Genomic DNA, 21,181 nt, shown 5'->3' on the forward strand with positions numbered 1-21,181 from the left:
CAAGCAGACCCACCCACTTCGGCTCATCCACCGTCACCACAGCACCCACATCAAGATCATCACACGTCTGAACAGGGCTTACGGGACACCGTTTAGTGTGATGCGCCGGAAGTTCCTAGATGATCAATTCCAGGGGGTTCAGTGGTCGTAGGCGGTGAGCGCGCGCATGGTCGGCTGGCCAGTGCGGTCGTTGTGCCAGATGGCGGCCGTGAGTGCAAGGAAGCGTTGCAGGACTCGGACGGCTACACCGTTGGGGGTGCGGCCTCGGTGCCGTTCGAGGTCGAGCTGGCCCTTGAAGGTCTCGTTGACCGACTCGATGACCTGCCGCAGTGGTTTGAACAGCTGTGATCCGGCCCGCTGGGGCTCGCCCTTGCGGGCCGGTCGCAGGAGGCGGATGTCCAGGTCGGCGAGCCGCTGTTCGAACTCGCGGCCGAAGTAGTTCTTGTCTCCGATCAGTGTCTGTCCTGGGTGTTCGGCGGCGAGGCGGGGTTCGACAGTGAGCAGGTCGAGCAGAGTCTCGCGCTCGTCTGCCTTGGCCCCGGTGAGCGCGAACGCGATCGGCAGGCCGTGAAGGGTGCAGACCAGGTGCAGCCGCAGTCCCCAGAAGTAGCGCGAGTGGCTGGCGCAGTAGCTGTATTGGGCCCATCCGGCCAGATCGGAGCGTTTGACGGTCTCTCGGGAGCGTCCGCATTCGACGGGCGTGGAGTCCGCCACCCACACGTCATCGCTCCACAGGGTAGTGTCGCGGGCCAGTGCCCGGGTGACCCGGCGGATCAGATCGGCTGCCTTGCGCAGCCGCTTGTTGTAGCCGGGCTGCTGGGGCAGGTACGGAAAGAGGTGGCGGAGGTGGGCGCCGGCATGACGCAGCCAGCGGGCCTCGGAGGTGAAACCGAGCATCGCCTGCATCATCGCCAGCGTTACCAGCTCGGCGTCGCTGAGCTGCGGAACGATGCCCACAGCCGGACGCTGCGGGGCGAATTGCGGCGAGTCCGTCAGCAGGTCGTCGGTCTTCACATAGAGTGCGGTCGCGAGGGTGTCCAGGTCGTTCGTCACAGACTGACCTTGGATGCCCTCGCGTCGTCCGCACAGTCACTGCAAGAACTTCGCTCAGCTGGGCGCGACGGGCTGTTCGAGGAGCTCGGCCGACGTGTCGAATCCGCAGCGCCGGTACAGCGCCGTACTGCGCTCGGACGGCCACACGATCAACGTATCCAGGCCCTGAGCGCGCGCATAGTCGGTCGCCTCGTCGAGCAGGGCCTTGCCCAGGCCGCGATTGCGCTGTTCAGGGACGACGTAGAAGTTCGTCACGTAGCCGAGGGTGTCGGAGCCCGGGTAGGGACTCGGGACCTTCTCCACGAGACACACGAACACGTGACCACAGGGTCGGCCGCCCGCTTCCGCGACCCAGACACGCCAAGGCCCAACCATCCGGGAACGCAGCCACTGCTCGCATTCAGCGGCGAACTCCTCCTCGTCCTGCGGGACGTCGTCTTCGCCGTCCTCCACCTTGAACCGCCAGCGCAAGGCCGCCAACGCAGGCACGTCGTCGACCTCGGCCCGACGAATAACAACATCACTCATGGCCACACTCTCGCAGGCCGATCCGCCGGAGCGAAACCTCCTACGATCGCCCAGCGACCCCTTGGAATTGATCATCTAGTACTCCAGCCGTAGATCGTGATCTTCATGGTTGTTGGGCGGTCCGCCGACGGTAGTGGCAGGCGCGGGCCCGGGCCTGGTGGCGTCGTCGCCACTCGGACCAGTGGAGCCTGTGCATGACTGAGTGGACGGTCTGGGCGACGAGCGTGGTGAACAGGTGCTGGATCTCGTTGCAGGTCATCGGGATCAGACCGTCCGGAGCCTGTTCCTGTGCACGTTCATCGGCGGTTGCCGCGGCAAGGAAGGCGTGGGCGAGCATCGCGAGGGTGACCCAGCGGTGCCAGGACGTCCAGCGCCTGACCTGGTGTTCGTCGAGTCCGGCCAGGCCTTTCCCGGACTGGAAGGTCTCCTCGACCGTCCACCTGCGTCCCGCCATTTTCACGAGGGTGGATAGCGGCACGCGGGCCGCCGAGTAGCAGCGGTAGAACGCGAGTTCGCCGGTGCGCCGGTTGCGGCGGACGAGTAGGTGGCGGTGGCCGGACCGGTCGTCGGCGATGTCGGCCAAGGCCCAGTCGTAGAAGCGGTGCCCTTTGGCTCCGGCGCCGGCGGAGAGCTTCTGCCAGGCCCGCTTCGGCAGCTTCTTGACCAGGACGTCGGCGCGGAACTTGCCTGCGCGGGTGGTGATCTGGTGGTCGCAGGCGACGGCGAGGACATAGCCGATCTGCCGTCCTTCCAGCGTGGTCCGTAGATGCGGGTTGCCACCGTAGACCTCGTCACCGGCTACCCAGGACGCGGGGACACCGGCGTCCAGCACACGGCCGATCATGCGTGCGGCGAGCGAGGGTTTCGTGGCGAAACCGACGGTGTCAGGGATCCCGGCCACACGGCAGCGGGCTGTGTCCTGGGTCCAGGAGGCGCGGAACATACAGTTCCCGGTCGATCGCCGCGTGCCCTCGCGGGGTCGAGTAGGCGAGGTAAACGGCCACCTGACTGTTCTCGACGCGTCCGGCGGTGCCGGTGTACTGACGCTGCACGCCCACCGTGGCGGTGCCCTTCTTCAGGTCGCCGGTCTCATCGACGACCAACACCACGTCGTGGTCGTGCAGCTGCTCGACGACGAAGCCGCGGGTGTCGTCGCGGACCGCGTCGGCATCCCAACTGGCCCTGGACAGCAGGTCTGCAGGCCCTCCGGGGTTGTGTCCCCGGCGTACTCGGCGAGCGTCCAGCAATTCTTGCGTGGCAAGTCCGACAGCAAACCGAGCACCATCGCCCTCGCCCGGCGCCGCGGTTCCGCCCGGGCGAACCGCCCCGCGATGCGGCTCATCAACGCCTCGAACAGATCCTGCCACGGGGCAGGATCTATGCTGTGACCTGCGGCCACCGTCTGATCTCCTGTCTTCACACACCGATGCTCAACGGTGGCCGCACCCGTTCCCGAACCAGCCCCGGAGCCTCGGCAAAGGCGCGTGATGTCTGATTCTGAGAGGACCCTGGCGTGTTCAACTCCGGGATCGAAAGCTACCGGCCTCAATGGCTCAACGGTCGCTCCGCGGTCGTGGCAGGCCACGGTCAGCGGCTGCGTTCGCTCATCGGCCGCCCGTTGACTCATGCCTGGCTGGTCTGGGACGTTCAGGACAGCGAGTGGTTCTCCGACTGCCCAGTCCTGCTAGCTGTTCTGTCTCCGAGAGGGTGAGACGGGCGCCGTCTCGCCGGATCCGACGGACGGGCCGGAGGCGAGGTCGAGGAGCGTCATCTTGTCGTGGTCCGGACTGCCCGGCGGCGCCATGTAGATGATGAGGCGCTGGCCTTGTGCGCGGTTGAGGGACAGCCCTTCGTGCGAGAGCGTCATCGTGCCGACCTCCGGGTGTCGGAGCGTCTTCTCGCCGTCGCCGATCGTGTGCACCTCGTACCGCTCCCAGAGCCGGTTGAAGTCGGGGCTCTTGACGATTAGCTCACCTACGAGTGCGGCAAGATCCGGGGCATCCGGATCGCTGCCAGCGATCGCCCGCAACTGGGCGACGCACCCCTTGGCCTTCTGTTCCCAGTCCGCCCACAGCTCGCGGGCAGCTGGGTGCAGGAAGATGTACCGTACGGTGTTCCGCTGCCGCTCCGGCCAGTCGGCGATGCCGTGGAGCAGCCGCAGCCCGCCGGGATTGGCCGCCAGCAGGTCGTTGGTGCGGCTCACGACGTACGCCGGGTTGGGCCGGAGGGTCTCCAGAAGCTGCGTGACGGTCGGACGGACCCGCCGTGACGGCAGGGGACGGGGCTCGGGTGCACGCCGCGCCGCGCGCGCCGCCAGCTCGTGCAGGAAGCCGCTCTCCTCCTGGCTGAGGCGGAGCGCGTCGGCCAGCGCCTCGACCACGGAGGGGCTCGGATGGGTCTCCTTGCCGCGTTCCAGACGTATGTAGTAGTCGATGCTCACACCGGCCAGCGCCGCCACCTCCTCCCGGCGCAGACCCGGCGTACGGCGCGTGCCGGTTCCGGCTGGCAGCCCGACGTCTGCCGGGCGTACGTCGCCACGGCGAGCCCGCAGGAACTTCCCGAACTCGGTCATGTCGTCATTCTGCCAGCGTGTGATCAGGGGTCCAGCCCGGAGCCTGGCCCTGTTGCACCCACCTCTGGCGCACCCCGGAAGATCACGGTCTGCCTCGCCCTCGCGAGCCTCACCAGCCTGAACGGATGACCACACTTGAACCAGCCCGCCCTTCACCGGATGCCCGGCAACGCACGGCCGCACCGAAGCTGATCCTGGCGACCACCTTCATGGGCATCTTTCTGCTCAACCTCAACACCATGGCGATGAACGTGGCGCTGCCCGGGATCGGGCGGAACTTCGGCGGCAGCACGGCGGGACTGCAATGGATCGTGGACGCCTACACGCTGATGTTCGCCGCACTCCTGCTTTCCGCGGGCGCGCTCTCCGACCGCATAGGGGCGAGCCGCGCGTTCGGCGCCGGCGTCGCGGTCTTCACGGTCGCCTCAGCGGCCTGCGGACTGGCGCCGGGGCTGGGCGAGCTGATCGCCGCCCGCCTGATCCAGGGGAGCGCGGCGGCGATCATGCTGCCCTCCTCGCTGGCCCTCGTCCGGCAGGCCTTCCCGGACGCGGCCGAACGGGCACGGGCCATCGCACTGTGGACCGTTGGCGGAGCCGTCGCGGTTGCCGCCGGCCCGGTGGCCGGCGGGGTGCTGTCCAGCACTCTGAGCTGGCGGGCGATCTTCGTCGTCAACCTGCCCGTCGGCATCGCCACCCTCGCGGTGTTGACCCGCGCGGAGCGCTCGCCGCGCCGCGCCGCGCCGCTCGATCCGTACGGCCAGCTCACGGCGATCGTCGCGCTCGCGGCGCTCACCTTCGCGGTGATCGACGGAGGGGAGAACGGCTTCGGCGGGCCCGTGGTGCTGGGCTGCCTGGGGCTCGCCGCAGTGGCGGCGGCCGCGTTCATCATGATCGAGGCACGTACCGCCGCGCCGTTGGTCCCGCTCGACCTCTTCCGTTCGCGCACGGTGACGGTTTCGGTCGCGATCGGCTTCGTCGTCAATGCCGTGTTCTACGGGCTGGTGTTCGTGCTGAGTCTGTTCTTTCAGGACGTTCTGAACCTGTCCGTCATGGCCGCGGGGCTGATGTTCCTACCGATGATGGCCGTGATCGCCGGAGCCAACCTAGCCTCGGCCAGGGCTGCGGCCCGCTTTGGGCCGCGGATGCCGATCGCCATGGGACAAGCGATCTTCGCGCTGGCGATGTTCGGCCTGCTCTGGATCGACGAGGGCACCAGCAGACCAGTGATCGCGGCGATGCTCATCCCGGTCGGCCTCGGCCTAGGTTTCTTCGTACCTTCCCTGACCGCCATCCTGCTGAACGACATCGCCGCAGATCGGGCCGGAATGGCCGCCGGGATCCTGAACTCGTTCCGGCAGACGGGCGGCGCGCTCGCCGTGGCCGTCTTCGGAGCCTTGGTCGCGGACCGGGGTGAGTTCATTGTGGGTCTGCGGGTCGCCTTGTGCGTCGCGGCTGTGATGCTGATAGCCACCACGGCCGCGGCCCTCATGCTGCCGCGCGGCCGTAGCTGACGGGACGGTGACGGGGATGTCTGGCGCGGGGCCCGGTAATGAACTCAGCCTGAGGGAGCCGGGCGGCGCACGGCTAGGCGGTCAGCGGCGGGCGACGGGGCGCGTGAGCAGCATCAGGTAACGATCTACGGCTGGAGTACTAGTCCATGAGGCTCAGTACGGAATCCACCGATACACGCGCCACGAAGGCAAGTTTCGCCCATTCCATCGCCGTGCGGAGCCCATCTCGCGGACCTCTCCCCCAGCATGGATGGCAACCACTTCGCCCCTTCAGGGAGAAACCATGATCCGCCGTACCATGTCCCTGACGGCCGCAGCGGGAACCGCTGCGGCCGTCGTCGCGATGGCCGGACCCGCCTCGGCAGCACCCACCGCAGGAGCGCCGGGCCCCATCGGATATGCCGTAGTCCCGGCGCCAGGCTGCCAGATCCTCCAGGAGATCCAGGTGCAGGCAGGCGGGCACGAATACATGAGATGGGAGACCAACCCCAGTTCCCCAGCCTGCTCCGTCTCCTTGAGCGACAACGGTGTCACAAAGGCCAATTGGACCATACCGGACAGCCGACACTACGTAAGCATCTGGTACTACGACGGACCAGGCCACTCTGAGCAAATCTGCGCAACCTCGATAGCACGCACCAAACCCGTTACCGGCTGCGGCCCGCTCAACTGAAACACACGCCCGTCAGAGATCCGACACTGATTCGCGGCTCATGCCGCCCCCTCAGAACAGGGCCGCCGCGCGGCAAGAGAAATCCCAGGTCAACCGTGACCTGTGGCACCGCGTCCTGATGTGAACGCGGGGCAGCAGGCCGTCTGCCTACGACACCCCGTCGGTGCGGAAAATCCATCACCCCATGACCTGCTTTTCGTCGCTGCCCCCTCAGACGCGGAACGAATCTGGCTGCCGATCCTCCACCAAGGGTTCGGACGGCTTTCCCGTCCGGACCCTTGCCGGCACCCACCTCAGCGCCACTACGGACGTAGACAGAGCCCGTGCCCCGCCGCCGAGCGTCTGACCTGTGCTTCGGATTGCCCGCTCTCGTGAACATCGTCCCCACCGACCAGCGGGACGACGTTGGTCGGCACGGCCGGGATGCCCAGCTGGTCAGCGAGGGTGAGGGTGCGGGCGGCCAGGCGTAGTGAGGCGGCGCCTGTGCCGGCTAGGCCGAGCCAGCAGGTTTCCAGGCACAGCCGGATGCCGGGCAGCTGCTGCCAGGGGGCGAGGAGGTGTTCGGTGAGGTCGCCGCGGCCGGTAGCCAGGGCGCGGACCGGCTCGGAGGCGAGGCCGAGCAGCATGGTCAACCCCCTCCGCAGCGTGCTGGCGCAGGTCGTTCCAGGCCAGAACGGGCGGGCCGTCTCCGTGCGCGTGGGCGCGGAGGGCAGCCGGCGCAGCCGGCCCAGCCGACGCGAGTCTGGCGAGTAGGACGACCCGGTGGGGCGGCTCGTGCACATGGGCGCCGCCGCGGACCGGGGTGCGATGCCGCTGGGTTGGGGCAGGGACGAGCGGGGCGACGGCCAGGTTGATGCCGAAGATCGGCCGGATGCCGTATTCGAGGGCGGCCTGGGAGAACCGGACGGCGCCGGTGACAGCGTAGCGGTCGGTCCGGGCCAGCGCGGTCATGCCGCGTTCGGCGGCGCGCTCAACAAGTTGCCCGGGTGAGCGGCGCCGCAGCGGGTGGAGAACCCGGAGACGGCGTTGAGGTCGGTACACCCGCCCATGGCGCGCCTGCCATCTCCTGCCCCCTTCGGTCCGCTGCGTGGTGCACCAACTCCTCCACGTTCGTGTACCTGTTCGACCGTCGTAGCGCGTGACATCGTAGACCACCAGCGGGGCGGGCGGACGCTGTCCGCGAGGGGGTACGCACACCTGCTCTCTCCCGCGAGTGCGGAGACCTGGCCTGCCGAAGCGAGCGGAGGGGCCACTTGCATCCGGCAGCGACTCCGGGCGGGTGATTTTTGCCCCGCATACGCGGGCGCTGCTCTAACAGCGGCTAACACAATGCGGTGGATAGGCTCTGATCGCCGCGTCCGAGGCGGGAGTTGAGCGTTCGGTTTGATGTGGGGACGTCGCCGTGAATGGTGTCGGATGAGCTGCGGGACCGCCTGGAGCCGCTGCTGCCGCAGCGTGAGCGGCGCTTTCGCTATTCGAACACGATGGCGCACGCCCCGACCCGCCCCAAGGTCCAGGTGCAGATCCATTCCATGATTGGCCCAGTTTGCCACTGTTCAAATGGACCACATGTCCGGGTCACTGGCTGCATAGGCTCGACACCAATGCGGCTGAGTCCACGAGCGACCTTTGTAGGGGAACCCAAGGTCGACGCTGGTGTCTGCTGTGGGTTTCCGGGCCGTACCTCCGGGTCGGCCGGACTGGATGAGAGGAGAAGGATCTGCTGTGAAGGCGTGCGGAGTGTCCAGTGCCGAGCAGGAAGTCGCCCTGCTGGAGTTGCCCGAACCGTCATCTCCCGGGCCCGGTCAGATCCTGGTGGCGGTTGAGGCGGCCGGGGTCGGTCCGTGGGACGAACTGCTCAACGGCGCCGGCTGGGACGTGGGGCTGCGCCCCCCGGCGGCGCTGGGAGTGGAGGGCGCGGGCAAGGTGCTGGCCGTCGGCGCGGGTGTCACCGGGTTTGCCGTAGGCGACCGGGTGCTCGCACACGAGGCCCCGTTGCCCGGGGCAAGCGGCTTCTGGGCCGAACGCGTTCTGATCAACGCGGATCACGCGGCAGCCTGCCCGCCCGGGCTGGACGCCGTGCACGCGGCGGCGCTGCCGGTCAACGGACTCACCGCTTTGCAGGCCCTGGAGAAGCTGGACCTCAGCGGAGGACAGCGGCTCCTGATCACCAACGGAGGCGGGGCCACCGGAGCCCTGGCCATCCAACTCGCCGCGGCCAAGGGCATCGAGGTGACCGCGACCGCGTCCCCTGCCGCCGCAGAGCGCCTGCTCGGTCTGGGAGCGACGGAGGTCGTCGACTACCACGACCCGAACTGGTCGGCCAAGGTACGCGGCGGGTTCGACGCCGCCCTCATCATCGCCACCGGCACGGCGGACTCCGCCCTGCCTATGGTGCGGGACGGCGGCCGACTGTGCTCCCTGACCTCGGACGCGCCTGCGGAGGAACGAGGCATCACGAGTTGGGACCTCTACGTCGAGCCCAACGCCGCGCAGCTTGTCCAGCTGGCGGAGCAGGCAGCCGCGGGAACCTTGAAACTCGCACCGGAACCCCTGCCGCTGAGCGAGGGACCGGCTGCGTTCGCCCGGGTGGTTACCGGACGGGCCGGCGGTAAGAAGATCGTGCTCACCCGAACATGACCCGACCGGGCACCGCCCGATCCCGATGCAGGACCACGGTGCCCGCCAGGCACGGTTGAGAAGCCGTCAAGGCCGAGGGGGGCGACGGGTGGTCATCCTCGTCCCCGGTCGGATTAGGCCACCGCACCACCAGCGCCGCCACATACGCCGCTATGCGCTCGGTCGGAGGCTCATACGGGCTGCGGTCCTCCCATCCGCCACGACGGACAAAGTGGCCGTAGAGCTCCTCAAAGGTCTGACCAGCAGCAAGGTCGCGGGACGGTCGGTCACCTTCCCAGACGGCCAGGCTTCGAGTGGCGTATTTCTGGGTGTCCTCAGTCATGACGGAACAGTGCCGCCCTGCCCTCCAGAGCAGTGATGCGCCCAGGTAAGGCGCGGGAAGCCGCACGAGGACCCGAGGCGGACCGAGATCATTCTGAAATGATCACTGAGGCGGCGTCCCGCAAAGAAGACCTGGGTCGACGAGCGCGTGCTGACCCGCTGCACGCGCGGCTTCACGACAGCGGCGGCCTCGGCCGCGGCGCGGCGCACACCGTTGCGGGTGTCCATGCAGCAGGCGTACCCCCGCTCTCGCCAATACGGTTCGGACGCCTGGTCACGGTGGCGGAGCGGCCCGGCACTTCCAAGGGGCAGACGTTCGATCCGCCAGGGCCCGGCGGGCGTGGCCCTTCCCGGAACGTCACAGGACACCGGGAGGGACGTTGCCGCCCGGCAGCTGAGGCAGCTGCCGCCGCGGGCGGTCGGCAGGCCAGGGAGCGGAGGGCAAGACCCGCGCCAGCTCGTGGCGTACGCGGTCGGCTTCACCACGAGCCTGGGCCGGCACATCACCGCGCTCTGCGACAAGGCGGTTGAAGATCGGGGTTTCCTGGAACACGCTGGGATCTGCCTTCTGGGGTAGACGCGGCACGGCAACCGCCGAGCCACGAGCCGATCATGTGACAGACCGAGTATCCAGTACCGCGAGCCGGGGCAGTGACCAGCCGCATCCCAAGCAGACAGTCCTCCCAAAGACCGCCCCGGCAGCGACCCCGTCGCCCAGGCAGGCATCTGGCCACGGCCGCCCCGGACCGACGACTGCATCCGGAACACGCGCACCTCCCAGCAGCAGTTCATCGAATCTCCTGGAGCACTTCGTACGGCCGTCGCCGACAGGCGGGCGTACTGCCGGGGGAACCCAGGTCCTCGCCGGCGGCGTCGAGCAGGACGACCAGGTGCTGATCGCGGATCCGGCCGGTGGCCCAGCTTCGCGCCTGGAACAAGGGCGGAGTGAAGTAGCCGGCGGCTTCCGCTGGGTTGGACCCCGGAACCCTTGCATCAGCATCGTCGGCTCGCCATGCTCCGGCGGGTCTTCAACGACGACTTGTTGCCTCTACGCAGCCGGGCTGCGGCGACGCTCGTCTTCCTCTATGCCCAGCCTGTCACTCGCATCGTCCACCTCACCGTCGGCGACGTCACCGACGGCACCACCATCGTCACGGTCAGGCTGGGTGATCCGCCATCATCGCTGCCGGATCCCATCGCGGACCTCATGCGCGCCTACCTTCATTGCCGCGAGCATCTGCCCTACGCCAGTAGCAGAATCTCCCGCCGGCTCTTCCCAGGACGCCAGCCCGGACAGCCGATGAATCCGGTCAGCCTCCAAGTCCATCTGCGTGAGATCGGCGTCCCAGCACAGCGCGTCAGTCCCTCCGCGATCCGCCAACTCGTCCTCCAAGCACCGGCTCCAGTCATCGCAAAAGCCCGCGGCCACCATGACCAGATCGCCACCCTCCTGGTCACCGAGGCCGGCGGAACCTGGAGCCGCTATGCCCTTCGGTGACCAGAAACGGTGACCGCCGTGGGCCGGAGACTCAGACGACCGACGCCCTGAAAGGATCGGTGGGGATGATTTCTGCCTCGTCGAAAAGCTGCTCCAACGCCTCGTGCCCGTGACGCCTGCGGAACTCGATCTCGGCTGTCGTCACGGGCAGGGTCCACAGGATGCGGGCGTGCCCCCCGGGAACGGAACAGTGTTCCAGGTCGGGTCCGTGGAGATAGGGCAGGCTGATCAACAGGTGATCACAGGTTGAACCCGGCACCCAGGGTTCACCGATCGGCATGCTGTGCTCCAGGTCGAGCTGATGCCCTCCGCAGTGGTAGTAGGCGATCATCGCCATCAGCTCAATGAACCTCTGGTCGCGGACGTGGGCAGTCATGACGAACTCAAGTCCATGACCCTCCTTGTCCATCGCGGCCCAACACCCAGCGGTCACATAGGCCCAGCCGTCACTGCGGGGACCGGGACCCACAACGCGAAATCGCAGACCGGGCGCCACCTGTCGGCGTTCCGGCCCGAGGTCGTAGTCGACGACCTCCACAGAGTGCCCCTCGAAGAACACCCGGACATGTGACTCAACAGCCTCCGCAGCCAGCACCCTCGCATCACTCACCACGAGATCATCCCAGACCGCGATCGACCGCCCCTGACAGCTCACTCACTGTCATGGGACTGCTGGCGCCTGGTGAACGCCGGGCCGCTCGGACTCAGCGGCGGCGCGGCGGCTGATACAAGTCCACTGCTGACGCCGGCGAACCAGAAGCTGTCCGAGAACGCGCCGATCGCGAATCGTGATCAACTCACCCGCCGGTCTTTCGGCGGGAACTACCGGGGCCTGCCTGTGGGCGCCTCGTACCTGCGGTCGATCTGGTGCTCGGCGAGGGCCTGGCCGTCGCGTTCGCGCACCTTGCGGTTGCGGATGCATCCGGGGCAGCCTCCGGCGGTGCGGACCGGATGAATGACTCCAAGGGGCGCCGTCGCGGTCAGCGATCGAAGTCAACCAGTGATCATTTGACGGGTTGGCCGGTCTTGCCGTCGGCCAGATCGCCGCGGTCAGTGCGAGTTTGCGCAACAGCACCCAGACGGCGGCTCCGGCAGGGCTCTTTCCGACGTGTCGTTCCAGGTCGAGCCGACCCTGGAGGGTCTGGTCGATCGACTCGGCGGTCTGCCGCAGCGGCCTGAACAGGAGCGCCCCGGCTTCATGCCCGCAGGCAGCCCCTTCGCCTCGTTCACCTCCACCCTAGAGTGGAGATCGCCACAGCAACGGTTGGGGGAACGATGCATTCACCGGACAGCGCGCTCGTGCTCGGCCCGGGAGGGTTGGTTGGTACCGCCTGGATGGCCGGACTCGCCCACGGCCTGCGCGGCCTCGGCGTCGACCTGGGCGCGGCGGATCTGATCGTCGGTACCTCGGCAGGTGCGATCGTCGGCGCCGCGCTGGCCACGGGCCAGGACCTCGCGCACTTCGCCGATCCCGCCGACAACCGCGGTGACGGTCCCCGGCCGCCGCAGGCCGACCTGCAGCGCATGGGTGAGGTCTTCGCGGTCCTCGGTGCCGGCCTGCCGCCGGTGGAGGCTCGTCGGCAGGTCGGGCGGATCGCCCTTGATGCGGCCGACCCGGAGGCCGAGCAGGCCCTGGTCGCGGTCCGGCGCCGGCTCGTCGGCACGGACATCTGGCCGCCCGAGTGCCGCCTGCTGATCCCTGCTGTGGACGCTGGAAGCGGCGAGCCGGTGGTCTGGGATCGCGACAGCGGCGTCCCGCTGGCCGCCGCCGTCGCGGCCTCCAGTGCGTTCCCGGGCGCGGCGCCTCCCGTCTCGGTCGGCGGGCGCCACTACATCGACGGCGCGCTGCGGGCAGGCGCCAACGCGGACCTCGCAGCCGGCGCGCGTAGGTTGGTCGTCGTGGAGCCGATGGAGCGTCAGGCTCCCGGGCAGGCAGCGTCGGCCACGCTGGGCGCGGAGACGGCGGTGCCGCTGTTCCCGGACGAGGCCTCGGCGGCAGCACTCGGCACGGACCCGTCAAACCCATCGGCGTGGGTGCCCGCGTTCCAGGCAGGTCAGCGGCAAGCCACTGCCGCGCGTGAGCAACTGGCCGGAGCCTGGCCGTCGGCTTGAACGAGTCGAAGGGGTTGCCTCCTGGCGTGACACAAGAGCGTCCGTGATCATTTTTTGACGAACAGCCTCACCACCCCCAGACTGTTGGTCACGCCGGGGCAACGCTCGTGGATCCCGCGGGTGAGAGCCTGGTCGCTGCCGTCACTGCCAGCGGAGACGCCGCTCGGCGGCAGGACCTCGGCTTAGGTGTCAGTGCAGGGTGTGACGCTGTCCGGCGGTAGGTCCCACTCACAGGGGTGCGCGAGGAGAGCCGTCGCTTCCGACGTCACCCGTGGCCGTCCCGGCGCAGTTCAGCGTCTTCAAGGGCGAGCGGACCGAGGGTGCGCGACAGCGTTACCCTCATGGCCCCGACGCCCGCCGAAAGGATCAACACCATGTCCGGGCCCCAGTCCGTGGACCGCGCGCTGGCCCTGCTGGACGCGGTGGCTGATGCGCCAAGACCGCTGAGCGCGAAAGCACTCGCGCGGCGTGTGGGGTGCTCGCTGTCGACCGTGTACCACCTGCTGGGACCACTGACAGCGCGCGGGTATCTGCTACGGGGACCGCAAGGGTACGCTCCCGGGCCGCGCGTTGCATCCCTGCACCGGTCCTTCCAGCGGCACCTGGGCGCCGGGACCGCGATCGACGCGCTGCTGCCGCACGTGCGGCGGACCACCGGTGCCGAGGCGTACTTCACCGCATACCGCGGCGGACACATCACCGTCATCGACACCACCGCACCCCTCACCGACACCCAGCATCCCTTCGCACCCGGTCTCGAGACCCGGGCACACGCCACCGCCCACGGCAAGGCCCTGCTCGCCTCGCTTTCCCGGACCGCGAGGCGGCGTTACCTCGCCGCCCACGGGATGGCACGCCTCACCGAGCGCACCATCACCAACGAGGAACGCTTCGAGGCAGAACTCGTAAGCGTCCGGAACCGGGGTGTCGCGGTCTCCGTCGGTGAGGCGGACCCGGCCTACACCTGTCTCGCCGTGCCACTGCCCGGCCGCCCCGACCACGCCCTGTCTGTCTCACTCCCCCTACAGGATTTCCCGCGCCGCCAGGGCGAGGTCAGTTCCCTCCTCACCCTGGCTGCGGCGGCGTTTCCGACACCGTCGGAATGAGCCTGACCTCGGCTGGCAGCAGGCTGCCGCACGCAGCATCGTGGAACCATGATTTTCATCGCCGTACGCTTTACCGTCCGTCCGGAGCACGCCGAGGAGTGGCTTTCTCTCGTGGGTCCCTTCACCGAGGCGACCCGCGCGGAACCGGGCAATCTCTTTTACGACTGGTCTCGCAGTGTCGACGACCCGACCAAGTTCACGCTGCTGGAGGCGTTCGAGGATGACGCCGCTGGAGCGGCCCACGTACAGTCCGACCACTTCGCTGCAGGGCTCGCCACAATGGCCGCCGCCATCGCCGAGACTCCCGAGATCATCAATGTGAACGCTCCCGACCAGCATGGGTGGGGTCGCATGGCCGAGCTGACCCCGCAACCGTAATCCGGTTTCTCCCGCCCTGGATCACAGCAGCAGAGGCGAGCAGACATGAGATCGGTGCAGCGGGTGAATACCCAGCGGCCGGCGGCGAGCTCAGATTCCCAGAGCGACTGGCGGCATGTGCCGCAGACAGCAGCCAGGGAGGGCGTTTCCCGACGACGGTACTCCTTTTGGTGCGGGAGTGGCTCAGGGGCGGTAGAGCGGCTCGTTTGCCGAGGTGGGGGGCCCAGGATGGTGAGCGACTTCTCGATGGGCGTCAGCTCTGGAAAGGGCGGGTCATCGGGGTCGTCAGGGTCGATGAGTCCCCAGTCGGCGGCGATGGCGCCGGGGAAGCGCCACCCACCAGCCGCCCTGCTCGATCCAGAGTTCACTCACACCGCCTCCTGCTGCCAGCGGCGGATCTCACGTCGTTCGGCTTGGGAGGTGCGCTCAGCGGAACATCCCCGCACGTGCGGGGATGCCCCCGCAGGACGGAGGCCTCCGTTCACCGTCGTCGACCGCCACGCCGACAACCCCCGCCCCCGTAGCGCCCACCTGCCCCGCCTCCACGTGGCCCGCTACCGCGTGATGTACGAGATCAGCGACCATCAGGTCCGCGTCCGTGTCGTCCGTTTCGGACGCGTGGGCAAGGCCAGAGTCCAGTCACGCCCCGGGAGGCACCCGCCTAACGTTCAGCAGCGGCCATGACCGGGCGCCACAGTCAGGCAGAGGGACCCCGCCTGGTGCCGCGCCGCTCTTCCGTTCAGCGGGATCACGGTTGGGTGGCCGTGATTCCTCTCGACGGCCTCCGATCCGCCTTGGCTGACCCCGCCGTCCGGTACGAAGGTGACGACTGGGGCGTCGGTGTCGGTTGCACCTTCACCTATGCAGGACTGGCCATCTGGCGTGGCGGCTGGAGTGGTGCCTGGAGCAGCCGCCTCAACATGCACTGACGGCCACTGAAAGGACACGCCCGGGGCTGTCACGCCGTGTCCGCCTGGGGACCCTCGGCCTATGGCCGCGTTCGAAGCCGGTTCCTGCACGGACGAGAGCGACGAGATGGAGTGCGTTCACCGCCCGCCATCGCTGCTGGGCGGACTCGATGAGCTTGAAGACCATGGCCAGGGCAGCGGTGTGGGAGCCGAACCCGCGTGTGACCTTGGTCCGCACCCGGACGCTGGAGAACGTCGGCTCGATCGGATTCGTGGTCCGCAGATGGGTCCAGTGCCAGGCCAGGAAGGCGGTGATCATCCTGACCGTGTGGGGAACTTCGTGCCACAGGGCTTGACGAACGTCTTGACCGCCACCTCTGCGTGGTCGCAGTCCTCGGCGTTGCAGATGTCCTCGATGGCCTTCTTCGCGCCGGGCCGCGCGAACTTCGGCATGGCATCGAGTACATGTGCGCTCCTTGTCTGCGCCACAAGGCGCAGGCGGGTTGGTCTGGCCATGCCAGCTGGTCGGCCAGCCGGCTCTGGGAAGGGAGGGCGGGTGTCTCAGTCTCAGTCGACGATGACGGCCATCTTGCCCAGCGCCTCACCTGCTTCCATGACCCGGTGCGCTTCGACGATCTCGTCGAAACGGAAGATCCGTGCCGGCCTTGCCGGCAGGACTCCTGACTCGACCTTGGCGTAGATCGCGTCCAATGGGACGTCAGCGAGCGGAAAATCGGGGCTGCCCAGGACGAAGGCGCTGCCGAAGAAGCTGAGCTGCACGCCGGTGGGGAGATCGGTGATCGGGTTGAAGTCGCGTACCGGCTCGAAGCCCCCGAGGAAACCTAGTTGACAGACCCGGCCTCCGGCGCGGACCGTGGCCAGGGAGTCGCGCAGGACGCTGTTGCCGACGAGATCGAACACCGCGTCAACGGTGCGGTTGCCTCTGTTGACCTGGGCGGCCAGGTCACCGTCGTCGACGAGGACGTCCTCGGCGCCGAGTTCCTTCAGCAGCGGCGCGTGCGCGGGGTTGCGGGTGGTCGCGAGTACTCTCGCGGCATGCTCGACGGCGAGGTTGACGGCTGCCTGGCCGAGGGAGGATGTCGCTCCGCGCACCAGGACCCGCTGGCCGGGGCGCAGACCGAGGTTGCCGAACAGGCCGTTCCACGCTGTCGCGTAGACCTCGGGCACTGCCGCCAGTTCGGCCCATCCCAGTGACGAGTTCACCGCCACCACGTTGGTGGCCGGTACGGTGACCAGCTCGGCGTAGCTGCCGTTTCGGGTGCGGCCCATGCCGCCGAGGATCGCCACGACTCGAGTTCCGGGGGCGAGTCGGCCCGAGGGGTCGGCCTCGACCAGTCCGGCGCACTCGATCCCCGGGACGGCCGCGACATCACCCCAGGTGCCCGCGCGCATGTATGCCTCGGCGTGGTTGAGGCCGAATGCCTTGACCCGGATCAGCACCTCTCCGAATGCGGGCACGGGGTCGGGCAGGTCGGCGATGTGCAGAACCTCGGGGCCGCCGTAGGCGGAGATGACGATGGCCTTCATTGATCAGACTCTATTCTTGAATAGGTGTTCAACTATTGGGTCCGAAAAAAGAGCCACCGCTTGCGGTGGCCCGGGGTGGAGCCGTCAGGTGAGGGTTGCGAAGGCGTTGTCGACGATGGCGCGCAGTACCGTCTCGTCGGGATTGGCCTTCCCCACGACCATCAGCCCCTGGCACGTCGCGACAAGCAGCTTCGCACTGCCGACCGGATCCACCGAGGCGCGCACCTCGCCGGCCTCGCGGGCGTTGCGAAGAGCCGTGGTCATGCACTGCTCCAGGCGGGCCAGATGGCCGCGCACGACGGCTGCCGCCTCGTCGTCCTCGGCCGCGTTCTCGATCGCGGTGTTCACCAGCAGGCACCCCTGCCGCCCCTCCGGACTGAGCAGGTCGCTCACCAGTCCGTCGAAGTAGCCACGCAGCGCGGCCAGTGAGGCGCCGGGCGCCGCCAGCTCGCCCAGCTTCTGAGGAACGACCAACCTGGAATAGCGCTCGAGCGACTTCAGGAACAGTGTGCGCTTGCCGCCGGGGAACGCGCTGTAGAGACTACCGGGCTTCACTCCGGTCGCTCTCACGAGATCCTCGATGGAGGTGGCCCGATAGCCCTGCCACCAGAACCGCAGCATGGCCTGGTCCAGTACGGCATCGGGCTCGAACTCTCGCGGTCGGGGCATGACACGAAAATACATGAGTAACCATTCAAGAACAAGCCCGGCACCCCCGCCTCCTGCCGACTGCTGTCCCTTCCGATCGCCCACCACCTCGGCTCACCCCGGATTCGGCACGTCGGCCCGCCCAGGCGAAGCCGTTCGGAGCGCGCCGCTCATCGCACAGCAGCGCCGCAGGCGGCCCTGACAGCAATGGCCGACTGGTCCGAGGACGGCCGCCCCTACTCCAACTTGGGCGGTCAATTGCCTGAGGAACGACGAGCAGCCCTGGCCGATTTCACGGTTCTGGCCGCCGTTCCGCGAATCCCCAGGTCAGGGGCAGGAACGCGGGATCGTTTCGGTAGCGTACTTCCTACCGTGGTGAGCGAGACGGTTGAGGATGTGCTGTTTCCCGGGATCGATGTGCGGGTGGAGGGGGTGAGCAACTCCTTGGACGTCCTGGTGGTGGAGGCGGTGTCGACGGCCCGCCCAGGCCGGTGCCCGAACTGCCGCAAGCGGACCCGCCGCCTGCACAGCACGTATCAACGCACCTTGGACGAACGGCCGTTGGGCTCGCGCCGGGTCATCGTCCGGCTGCGGGTGCGCCGGTACTTCTGCGACCGCGGGAGCTGTTCCCGCACGACGTTCGTCGAGCAGGTACCGGGTCTGTCCGCGCGCTGCCGCCGTTCGAGCACCGGGCTGGCGTGCCGGCTGCGGTCGATCGCGATCGAGCTCGGCGGCCGTCCCGCCGCACGGCTGTGCCGCCGACTGCGGCTGACCGCGGGCCGGACGCGGTTACCCAGCCTGCTGACGGCGCCGTCAGGTACCGGACCGTGCCCCGCGGGTGCTGGGGGTGGACGAGTTCGCCTTCCGCAAGGGCTGCACCTACGGCACCGTGCTGGTCGACGTCGAGGCCGGCCGGGTCGTGGACGTGCTGCCCGACCGCACCTCCGAGACCTTCGCGGCCTGGCTCACGGACCATCCCGACGCGGAGATCATCTGCCGGGACCGGGCGACCGCCTACACGAAGGCGGTCAGGGAAGCCCGCGATGCCCTCGAAGTCGCTGATCGCTGGCACCTGTTACAGAACCTGTCCGCCGCGGTGGAGACGACCTGCCACCAGCACCGCGACTGCCTGCGCAAACGCGCTGAGGAGGAGTCGGCGACCGAAGTGGCCGAAGTGCCTGAGGGGCCTGAGGTGCCCCCGATGCTGTTACCGCCCGCGGAACTGCCCCGCACCCAGATCATCGAGCGCACCCGCCACCGCTACCAGGACATCCACCGCCTGCTGGAGAAACGCTGGACGATCAGCGTGATCGCCCGTCGGCTGAACCTCGACGGCAAGACCGTCCGCCGTTTCCGCGACACCGACCTCGACCAGCTGCTTGCCTCGGCCCGCGAACGCCGCCCCAACGGCGTCCTTGAGCCGTTCAAGGCGTATCTCAATGCCCGCTTCACCGAGGCACAAGGCCAGGTTGGCGGCACCCGGCTGTTCCTGGAGATCCAGGCCCGCGGCCACCGGGGCAGCCGCCAGGTTGTGCGCAAGCACCTTGCCGCCCTACGGGCTGGCACGGCCGACCCGGTGCGGGCCGACACTCCCAGCCCCTGCAAGATCACCTCCTGGATCATGCGGCCCCGCGAGACCCTCGCCGACAGCGAGACCGAGTGCCTCCTTCAAGTCCGGCTCGCCTGCCCGGACATCACCCGGGCCTGCGACCTCGCCCGCGCCTTCGCCGACCTGGTCCGCCACCAGCGCGGATACCTCCTCCTGGAGTGGATCCGGCAGGCCGAACAGGACGCACCGAAGCCGATGAAGGGCTTCGCCGGCTTTCTCCGCCAGGATCTCGATGCCGTCACCGCCGGACTCACGTTGTCGTCGAGCTCGGGAGTGGTCGAAGGCCATGTGAACCGGGTGAAAACGCTCAGGCGAGCGATGTATGGCCGCGCCTCGTTCGAACTCCTCCGGACCCGCATCCTCACTCAGCCATGAGCGTCACGGAACTTCCCGCGTCGTGCCTACGGGTTGCCTGATGGAAAAGGCCACGGGTGCCGACAGCCAGCGTCCACACCAGGAGCGGAAACGCCGCGACCCGCTCCATGCCTCCCATACCCAGTCCCAGGTAGTGGTGGGAAAGGAAGAGCCCCAGGGCCATGACCGCCGTGATTCCCAGCAGACTGGTGGCCCAGCGCAGTGGACCCGGAACACGGATCGACAGGCCGACTCCCGCCAGCAGAAGGCCGATGTTGCCCGTTCCCATGATGAGCAAGGCACCCAGGACGTGCTGGTTCTCGTGGACGTCCGCAGGCGCCAGCCCGGCGAGTGCAAAACCCAGACCAGCACCGGCCAGTAGAAACCGAGCGATGGCGGCGGTCGCGCCTCGGCGCCACATGGGACCAGTCAGGGCAGCGCCGACAACGAGCAGTGCTCCCAGGGCTATGAACGAGATGTTCATCAGGACGTGTTCAGGCGAACAGATATACCGAGGCTCGGGTTCCTGCTGCATGCCACAGTGAGCGTTGCCTAAGTCACTGATATTGTTCCGCGCCCAACTGTACGGTCTCGCCCAGGCTGACTCTACGATGCAGTGGATCGCAAAAAACTGCACCACACCTGCGATCCATGCGAAATACCCGATCCGAGCCTTCACTCGTCCACCTTCTGTCGCACGTTTTCCGTACGAGCTAGCGGATCACGCCCCTCCGGCCCCAGGCACTACGGTGAGCCCCCGAAACGGGGGTAGGGCAGTCCCTACGAACGGGCGCGTTCACGGAACTGCGGACAGAGCCGTGAAATCGGCCAGAGCCGCTCCTCCCTCCATTTCGTTGGGTCTTGAAGGAAGTGGGGAGGGCGGGGAGCGTTGTGCGAGGGCCCGGCGGCCGCCGGCCGCCGGGCCCTGATGATCGGTAACGGTGCGACGGGATCGTTCAGGGAGTCCGTCTAGGGCCTGTCCGATGGGTCCGAAACCGATTCAGTGCCTGTTTCGCATTTCCTGACCCGCGTCAGTGGCTCGCGCTCCGCAACGCGGTCGGGGCTGCTGGACCGCTGACGTCACAAAGCCGGCGAGGATTGCGGCCAAAGCCGGGTCACGAGCTGGACGCCGATCCGTCCGCTCCGTACCGGAGGCCGTCGAGGAGCAGGTCGAGGAGGCGTCCGGCCCGTTCGCGCTGGTCGGGAGCGCTGGTGATCAGCCCGATGCCGGCCAGGCTGAAGCCGACATCGAACGGGTCGATGCCCGGGCGCAGGAGACCGGCGTCGGCGCCGGCGTGCAGCAGGGTGCCCAGCGCGGTGGCGAGCTTGTCGAGGGTTTCGGCGAAGGGGTCCGCACCGGATGCGGCCGCGGCCCGCAGTGCGTCCGCCATGCCCTGCTTGGCAGTGAGGTAGTCGATGAAGTCGTCCATCCACAGGCGGATCGCCCGGTCCGGCGCATGGTTGGCGAGGAGGTTCGGGGCGCTGTCGCAGACACGGGCCAGCTCGTTGCGGTAGGCCGCCTCGATGAGTGCCTCGCGTGTGGGGAAGTGGCGGTAGAGCGTGGCCGAGCCGACGCCCGCGGCTTTGGCGATGGTGTCGATCGCGACGTCCGGGCCTTTCTCGGAGAAGGCGCGTACGGCCGCTTCGAGGATGCGCTCGCGGTTGCGGCGGGCATCGGCGCGCAACACGCTCGGCTTGGTGGTCAAGGCTGCTCCCTTCGTC

Annotated in this window: 18 protein-coding genes and 5 pseudogenes; 9 read left to right on the forward strand and 14 right to left on the reverse strand. The window is 68.2% G+C overall.

Going from position 1 to position 21,181, the window contains the following annotated elements; genetic code table 11:
* Window positions 1-138: 138 nt before the first annotated feature.
* The 4 genes and pseudogenes from ACFZCP_RS44200 to ACFZCP_RS44215 form a co-directional block, all read right to left on the reverse strand.
* Window positions 139-1,053, reverse strand: a complete 915-nt coding sequence (locus ACFZCP_RS44200) for an IS982 family transposase (protein ID WP_391442463.1) — start codon at window positions 1,051-1,053, stop codon at window positions 139-141.
* Between the two features lie 54 nt (window positions 1,054-1,107).
* Window positions 1,108-1,656 carry a GNAT family N-acetyltransferase gene (locus ACFZCP_RS44205; protein ID WP_391442466.1) on the reverse strand — a complete coding sequence of 183 codons (549 nt, stop codon included), beginning with the start codon at window positions 1,654-1,656 and terminating at the stop codon, window positions 1,108-1,110.
* A 28-nt stretch (window positions 1,657-1,684) separates the two neighbouring features.
* Window positions 1,685-2,923 (reverse strand): annotated as a pseudogene (locus tag ACFZCP_RS44210) (IS701 family transposase).
* A 342-nt stretch (window positions 2,924-3,265) separates the two neighbouring features.
* Window positions 3,266-4,153: a helix-turn-helix domain-containing protein gene (locus ACFZCP_RS44215; protein ID WP_391442468.1), complete on the reverse strand. Its 888-nt coding sequence runs from the start codon at window positions 4,151-4,153 to the stop codon at window positions 3,266-3,268.
* A 125-nt stretch (window positions 4,154-4,278) separates the two neighbouring features.
* Here ACFZCP_RS44215 and ACFZCP_RS44220 point away from each other — a divergent pair, with 125 nt between their 5' ends.
* Window positions 4,279-5,664 carry an MFS transporter gene (locus tag ACFZCP_RS44220; RefSeq protein WP_391442471.1) on the forward strand — a complete coding sequence of 462 codons (1,386 nt, stop codon included), beginning with the start codon at window positions 4,279-4,281 and terminating at the stop codon, window positions 5,662-5,664.
* Between the two features lie 975 nt (window positions 5,665-6,639).
* Here the strand turns inward: ACFZCP_RS44220 and ACFZCP_RS44225 are convergent.
* A complete protein-coding gene (locus tag ACFZCP_RS44225) occupies window positions 6,640-6,963 on the reverse strand; it encodes a hypothetical protein (protein WP_391442557.1) in 324 nt (107 codons plus the stop codon).
* 178 nt (window positions 6,964-7,141) lie between these two features.
* Window positions 7,142-7,288: pseudogene (locus tag ACFZCP_RS44230) on the reverse strand (hypothetical protein); the annotation flags it as partial.
* A 419-nt stretch (window positions 7,289-7,707) separates the two neighbouring features.
* On the opposite strand from ACFZCP_RS44230, the pseudogene ACFZCP_RS44235 reads away from it, so the two are divergent.
* A pseudogene (locus ACFZCP_RS44235) lies at window positions 7,708-7,812 on the forward strand (IS5/IS1182 family transposase); the annotation flags it as partial.
* Window positions 7,813-8,077: 265 nt separating this feature from the next.
* On the forward strand, window positions 8,078-8,977 hold the full coding sequence (locus tag ACFZCP_RS44240; RefSeq protein WP_391442474.1) for a zinc-binding dehydrogenase: 900 nt from the start codon (window positions 8,078-8,080) through the stop codon (window positions 8,975-8,977).
* 318 nt (window positions 8,978-9,295) lie between these two features.
* Here the strand turns inward: ACFZCP_RS44240 and ACFZCP_RS44245 are convergent, their stop codons facing one another.
* On the reverse strand, window positions 9,296-9,526 hold the full coding sequence (locus ACFZCP_RS44245; RefSeq protein WP_391442477.1) for a hypothetical protein: 231 nt from the start codon (window positions 9,524-9,526) through the stop codon (window positions 9,296-9,298).
* A 560-nt stretch (window positions 9,527-10,086) separates the two neighbouring features.
* A complete protein-coding gene (locus ACFZCP_RS44250) occupies window positions 10,087-10,236 on the reverse strand; it encodes a hypothetical protein (protein WP_391442479.1) in 150 nt (49 codons plus the stop codon).
* 50 nt (window positions 10,237-10,286) lie between these two features.
* Between ACFZCP_RS44250 and ACFZCP_RS44255 the strand changes: the two genes are divergently transcribed.
* Window positions 10,287-10,796 (forward strand): hypothetical protein, encoded by a 510-nt coding sequence (locus tag ACFZCP_RS44255; RefSeq protein ID WP_391442482.1) that lies wholly within the window; start codon window positions 10,287-10,289, stop codon window positions 10,794-10,796.
* A gap of 31 nt (window positions 10,797-10,827) precedes the next feature.
* Here ACFZCP_RS44255 and ACFZCP_RS44260 read toward each other — a convergent pair whose 3' ends face one another.
* Window positions 10,828-11,334 (reverse strand): suppressor of fused domain protein, encoded by a 507-nt coding sequence (locus ACFZCP_RS44260; RefSeq protein ID WP_391442485.1) that lies wholly within the window; start codon window positions 11,332-11,334, stop codon window positions 10,828-10,830.
* Between the two features lie 737 nt (window positions 11,335-12,071).
* Between ACFZCP_RS44260 and ACFZCP_RS44265 the strand changes: the two genes are divergently transcribed.
* The 3 genes from ACFZCP_RS44265 to ACFZCP_RS44275 all read left to right on the forward strand — a co-directional run bounded on the left by ACFZCP_RS44265 (window position 12,072) and on the right by ACFZCP_RS44275 (window position 14,392).
* Complete coding sequence (locus ACFZCP_RS44265) at window positions 12,072-12,908, forward strand: patatin-like phospholipase family protein (RefSeq protein WP_391442487.1); 837 nt, start codon at window positions 12,072-12,074, stop codon at window positions 12,906-12,908.
* A gap of 374 nt (window positions 12,909-13,282) precedes the next feature.
* Window positions 13,283-14,014 (forward strand): IclR family transcriptional regulator C-terminal domain-containing protein, encoded by a 732-nt coding sequence (locus tag ACFZCP_RS44270; RefSeq protein ID WP_391442490.1) that lies wholly within the window; start codon window positions 13,283-13,285, stop codon window positions 14,012-14,014.
* Between the two features lie 48 nt (window positions 14,015-14,062).
* On the forward strand, window positions 14,063-14,392 hold the full coding sequence (locus ACFZCP_RS44275; protein ID WP_391442493.1) for an antibiotic biosynthesis monooxygenase: 330 nt from the start codon (window positions 14,063-14,065) through the stop codon (window positions 14,390-14,392).
* Window positions 14,393-15,307: 915 nt separating this feature from the next.
* Here the strand turns inward: ACFZCP_RS44275 and ACFZCP_RS44280 are convergent.
* The 3 genes and pseudogenes from ACFZCP_RS44280 to ACFZCP_RS44290 form a co-directional block, all read right to left on the reverse strand.
* Window positions 15,308-15,777 (reverse strand): annotated as a pseudogene (locus ACFZCP_RS44280) (transposase); the annotation flags it as partial.
* Window positions 15,778-15,867: 90 nt separating this feature from the next.
* A complete protein-coding gene (locus ACFZCP_RS44285; RefSeq protein ID WP_391442495.1) occupies window positions 15,868-16,848 on the reverse strand; it encodes a zinc-binding dehydrogenase in 981 nt (326 codons plus the stop codon).
* A gap of 84 nt (window positions 16,849-16,932) precedes the next feature.
* Window positions 16,933-17,517: a TetR family transcriptional regulator C-terminal domain-containing protein gene (locus ACFZCP_RS44290; protein WP_391442497.1), complete on the reverse strand. Its 585-nt coding sequence runs from the start codon at window positions 17,515-17,517 to the stop codon at window positions 16,933-16,935.
* A gap of 186 nt (window positions 17,518-17,703) precedes the next feature.
* Here ACFZCP_RS44290 and ACFZCP_RS44295 point away from each other — a divergent pair.
* Both ACFZCP_RS44295 and ACFZCP_RS44300 read left to right on the forward strand, forming a co-directional pair.
* A pseudogene (locus ACFZCP_RS44295) lies at window positions 17,704-18,102 on the forward strand (transposase family protein); the annotation flags it as partial.
* 241 nt (window positions 18,103-18,343) lie between these two features.
* Window positions 18,344-19,480 carry an ISL3 family transposase gene (locus tag ACFZCP_RS44300; protein ID WP_391442499.1) on the forward strand — a complete coding sequence of 379 codons (1,137 nt, stop codon included), beginning with the start codon at window positions 18,344-18,346 and terminating at the stop codon, window positions 19,478-19,480.
* Here ACFZCP_RS44300 and ACFZCP_RS44305 read toward each other — a convergent pair.
* On the reverse strand, window positions 19,467-20,138 hold the full coding sequence (locus ACFZCP_RS44305) for a DUF998 domain-containing protein (RefSeq protein ID WP_391442502.1): 672 nt from the start codon (window positions 20,136-20,138) through the stop codon (window positions 19,467-19,469). The genes ACFZCP_RS44300 and ACFZCP_RS44305 overlap by 14 nt on opposite strands.
* A 436-nt stretch (window positions 20,139-20,574) precedes the next feature.
* A complete protein-coding gene (locus tag ACFZCP_RS44310) occupies window positions 20,575-21,165 on the reverse strand; it encodes a TetR family transcriptional regulator (RefSeq protein WP_391442504.1) in 591 nt (196 codons plus the stop codon).
* Window positions 21,166-21,181 lie beyond the last annotated feature (16 nt).

It is taken from the genome of Streptomyces sp. NPDC007971 (assembly GCF_042958635.1).
Classification (GTDB): domain Bacteria; phylum Actinomycetota; class Actinomycetes; order Streptomycetales; family Streptomycetaceae; genus Streptomyces.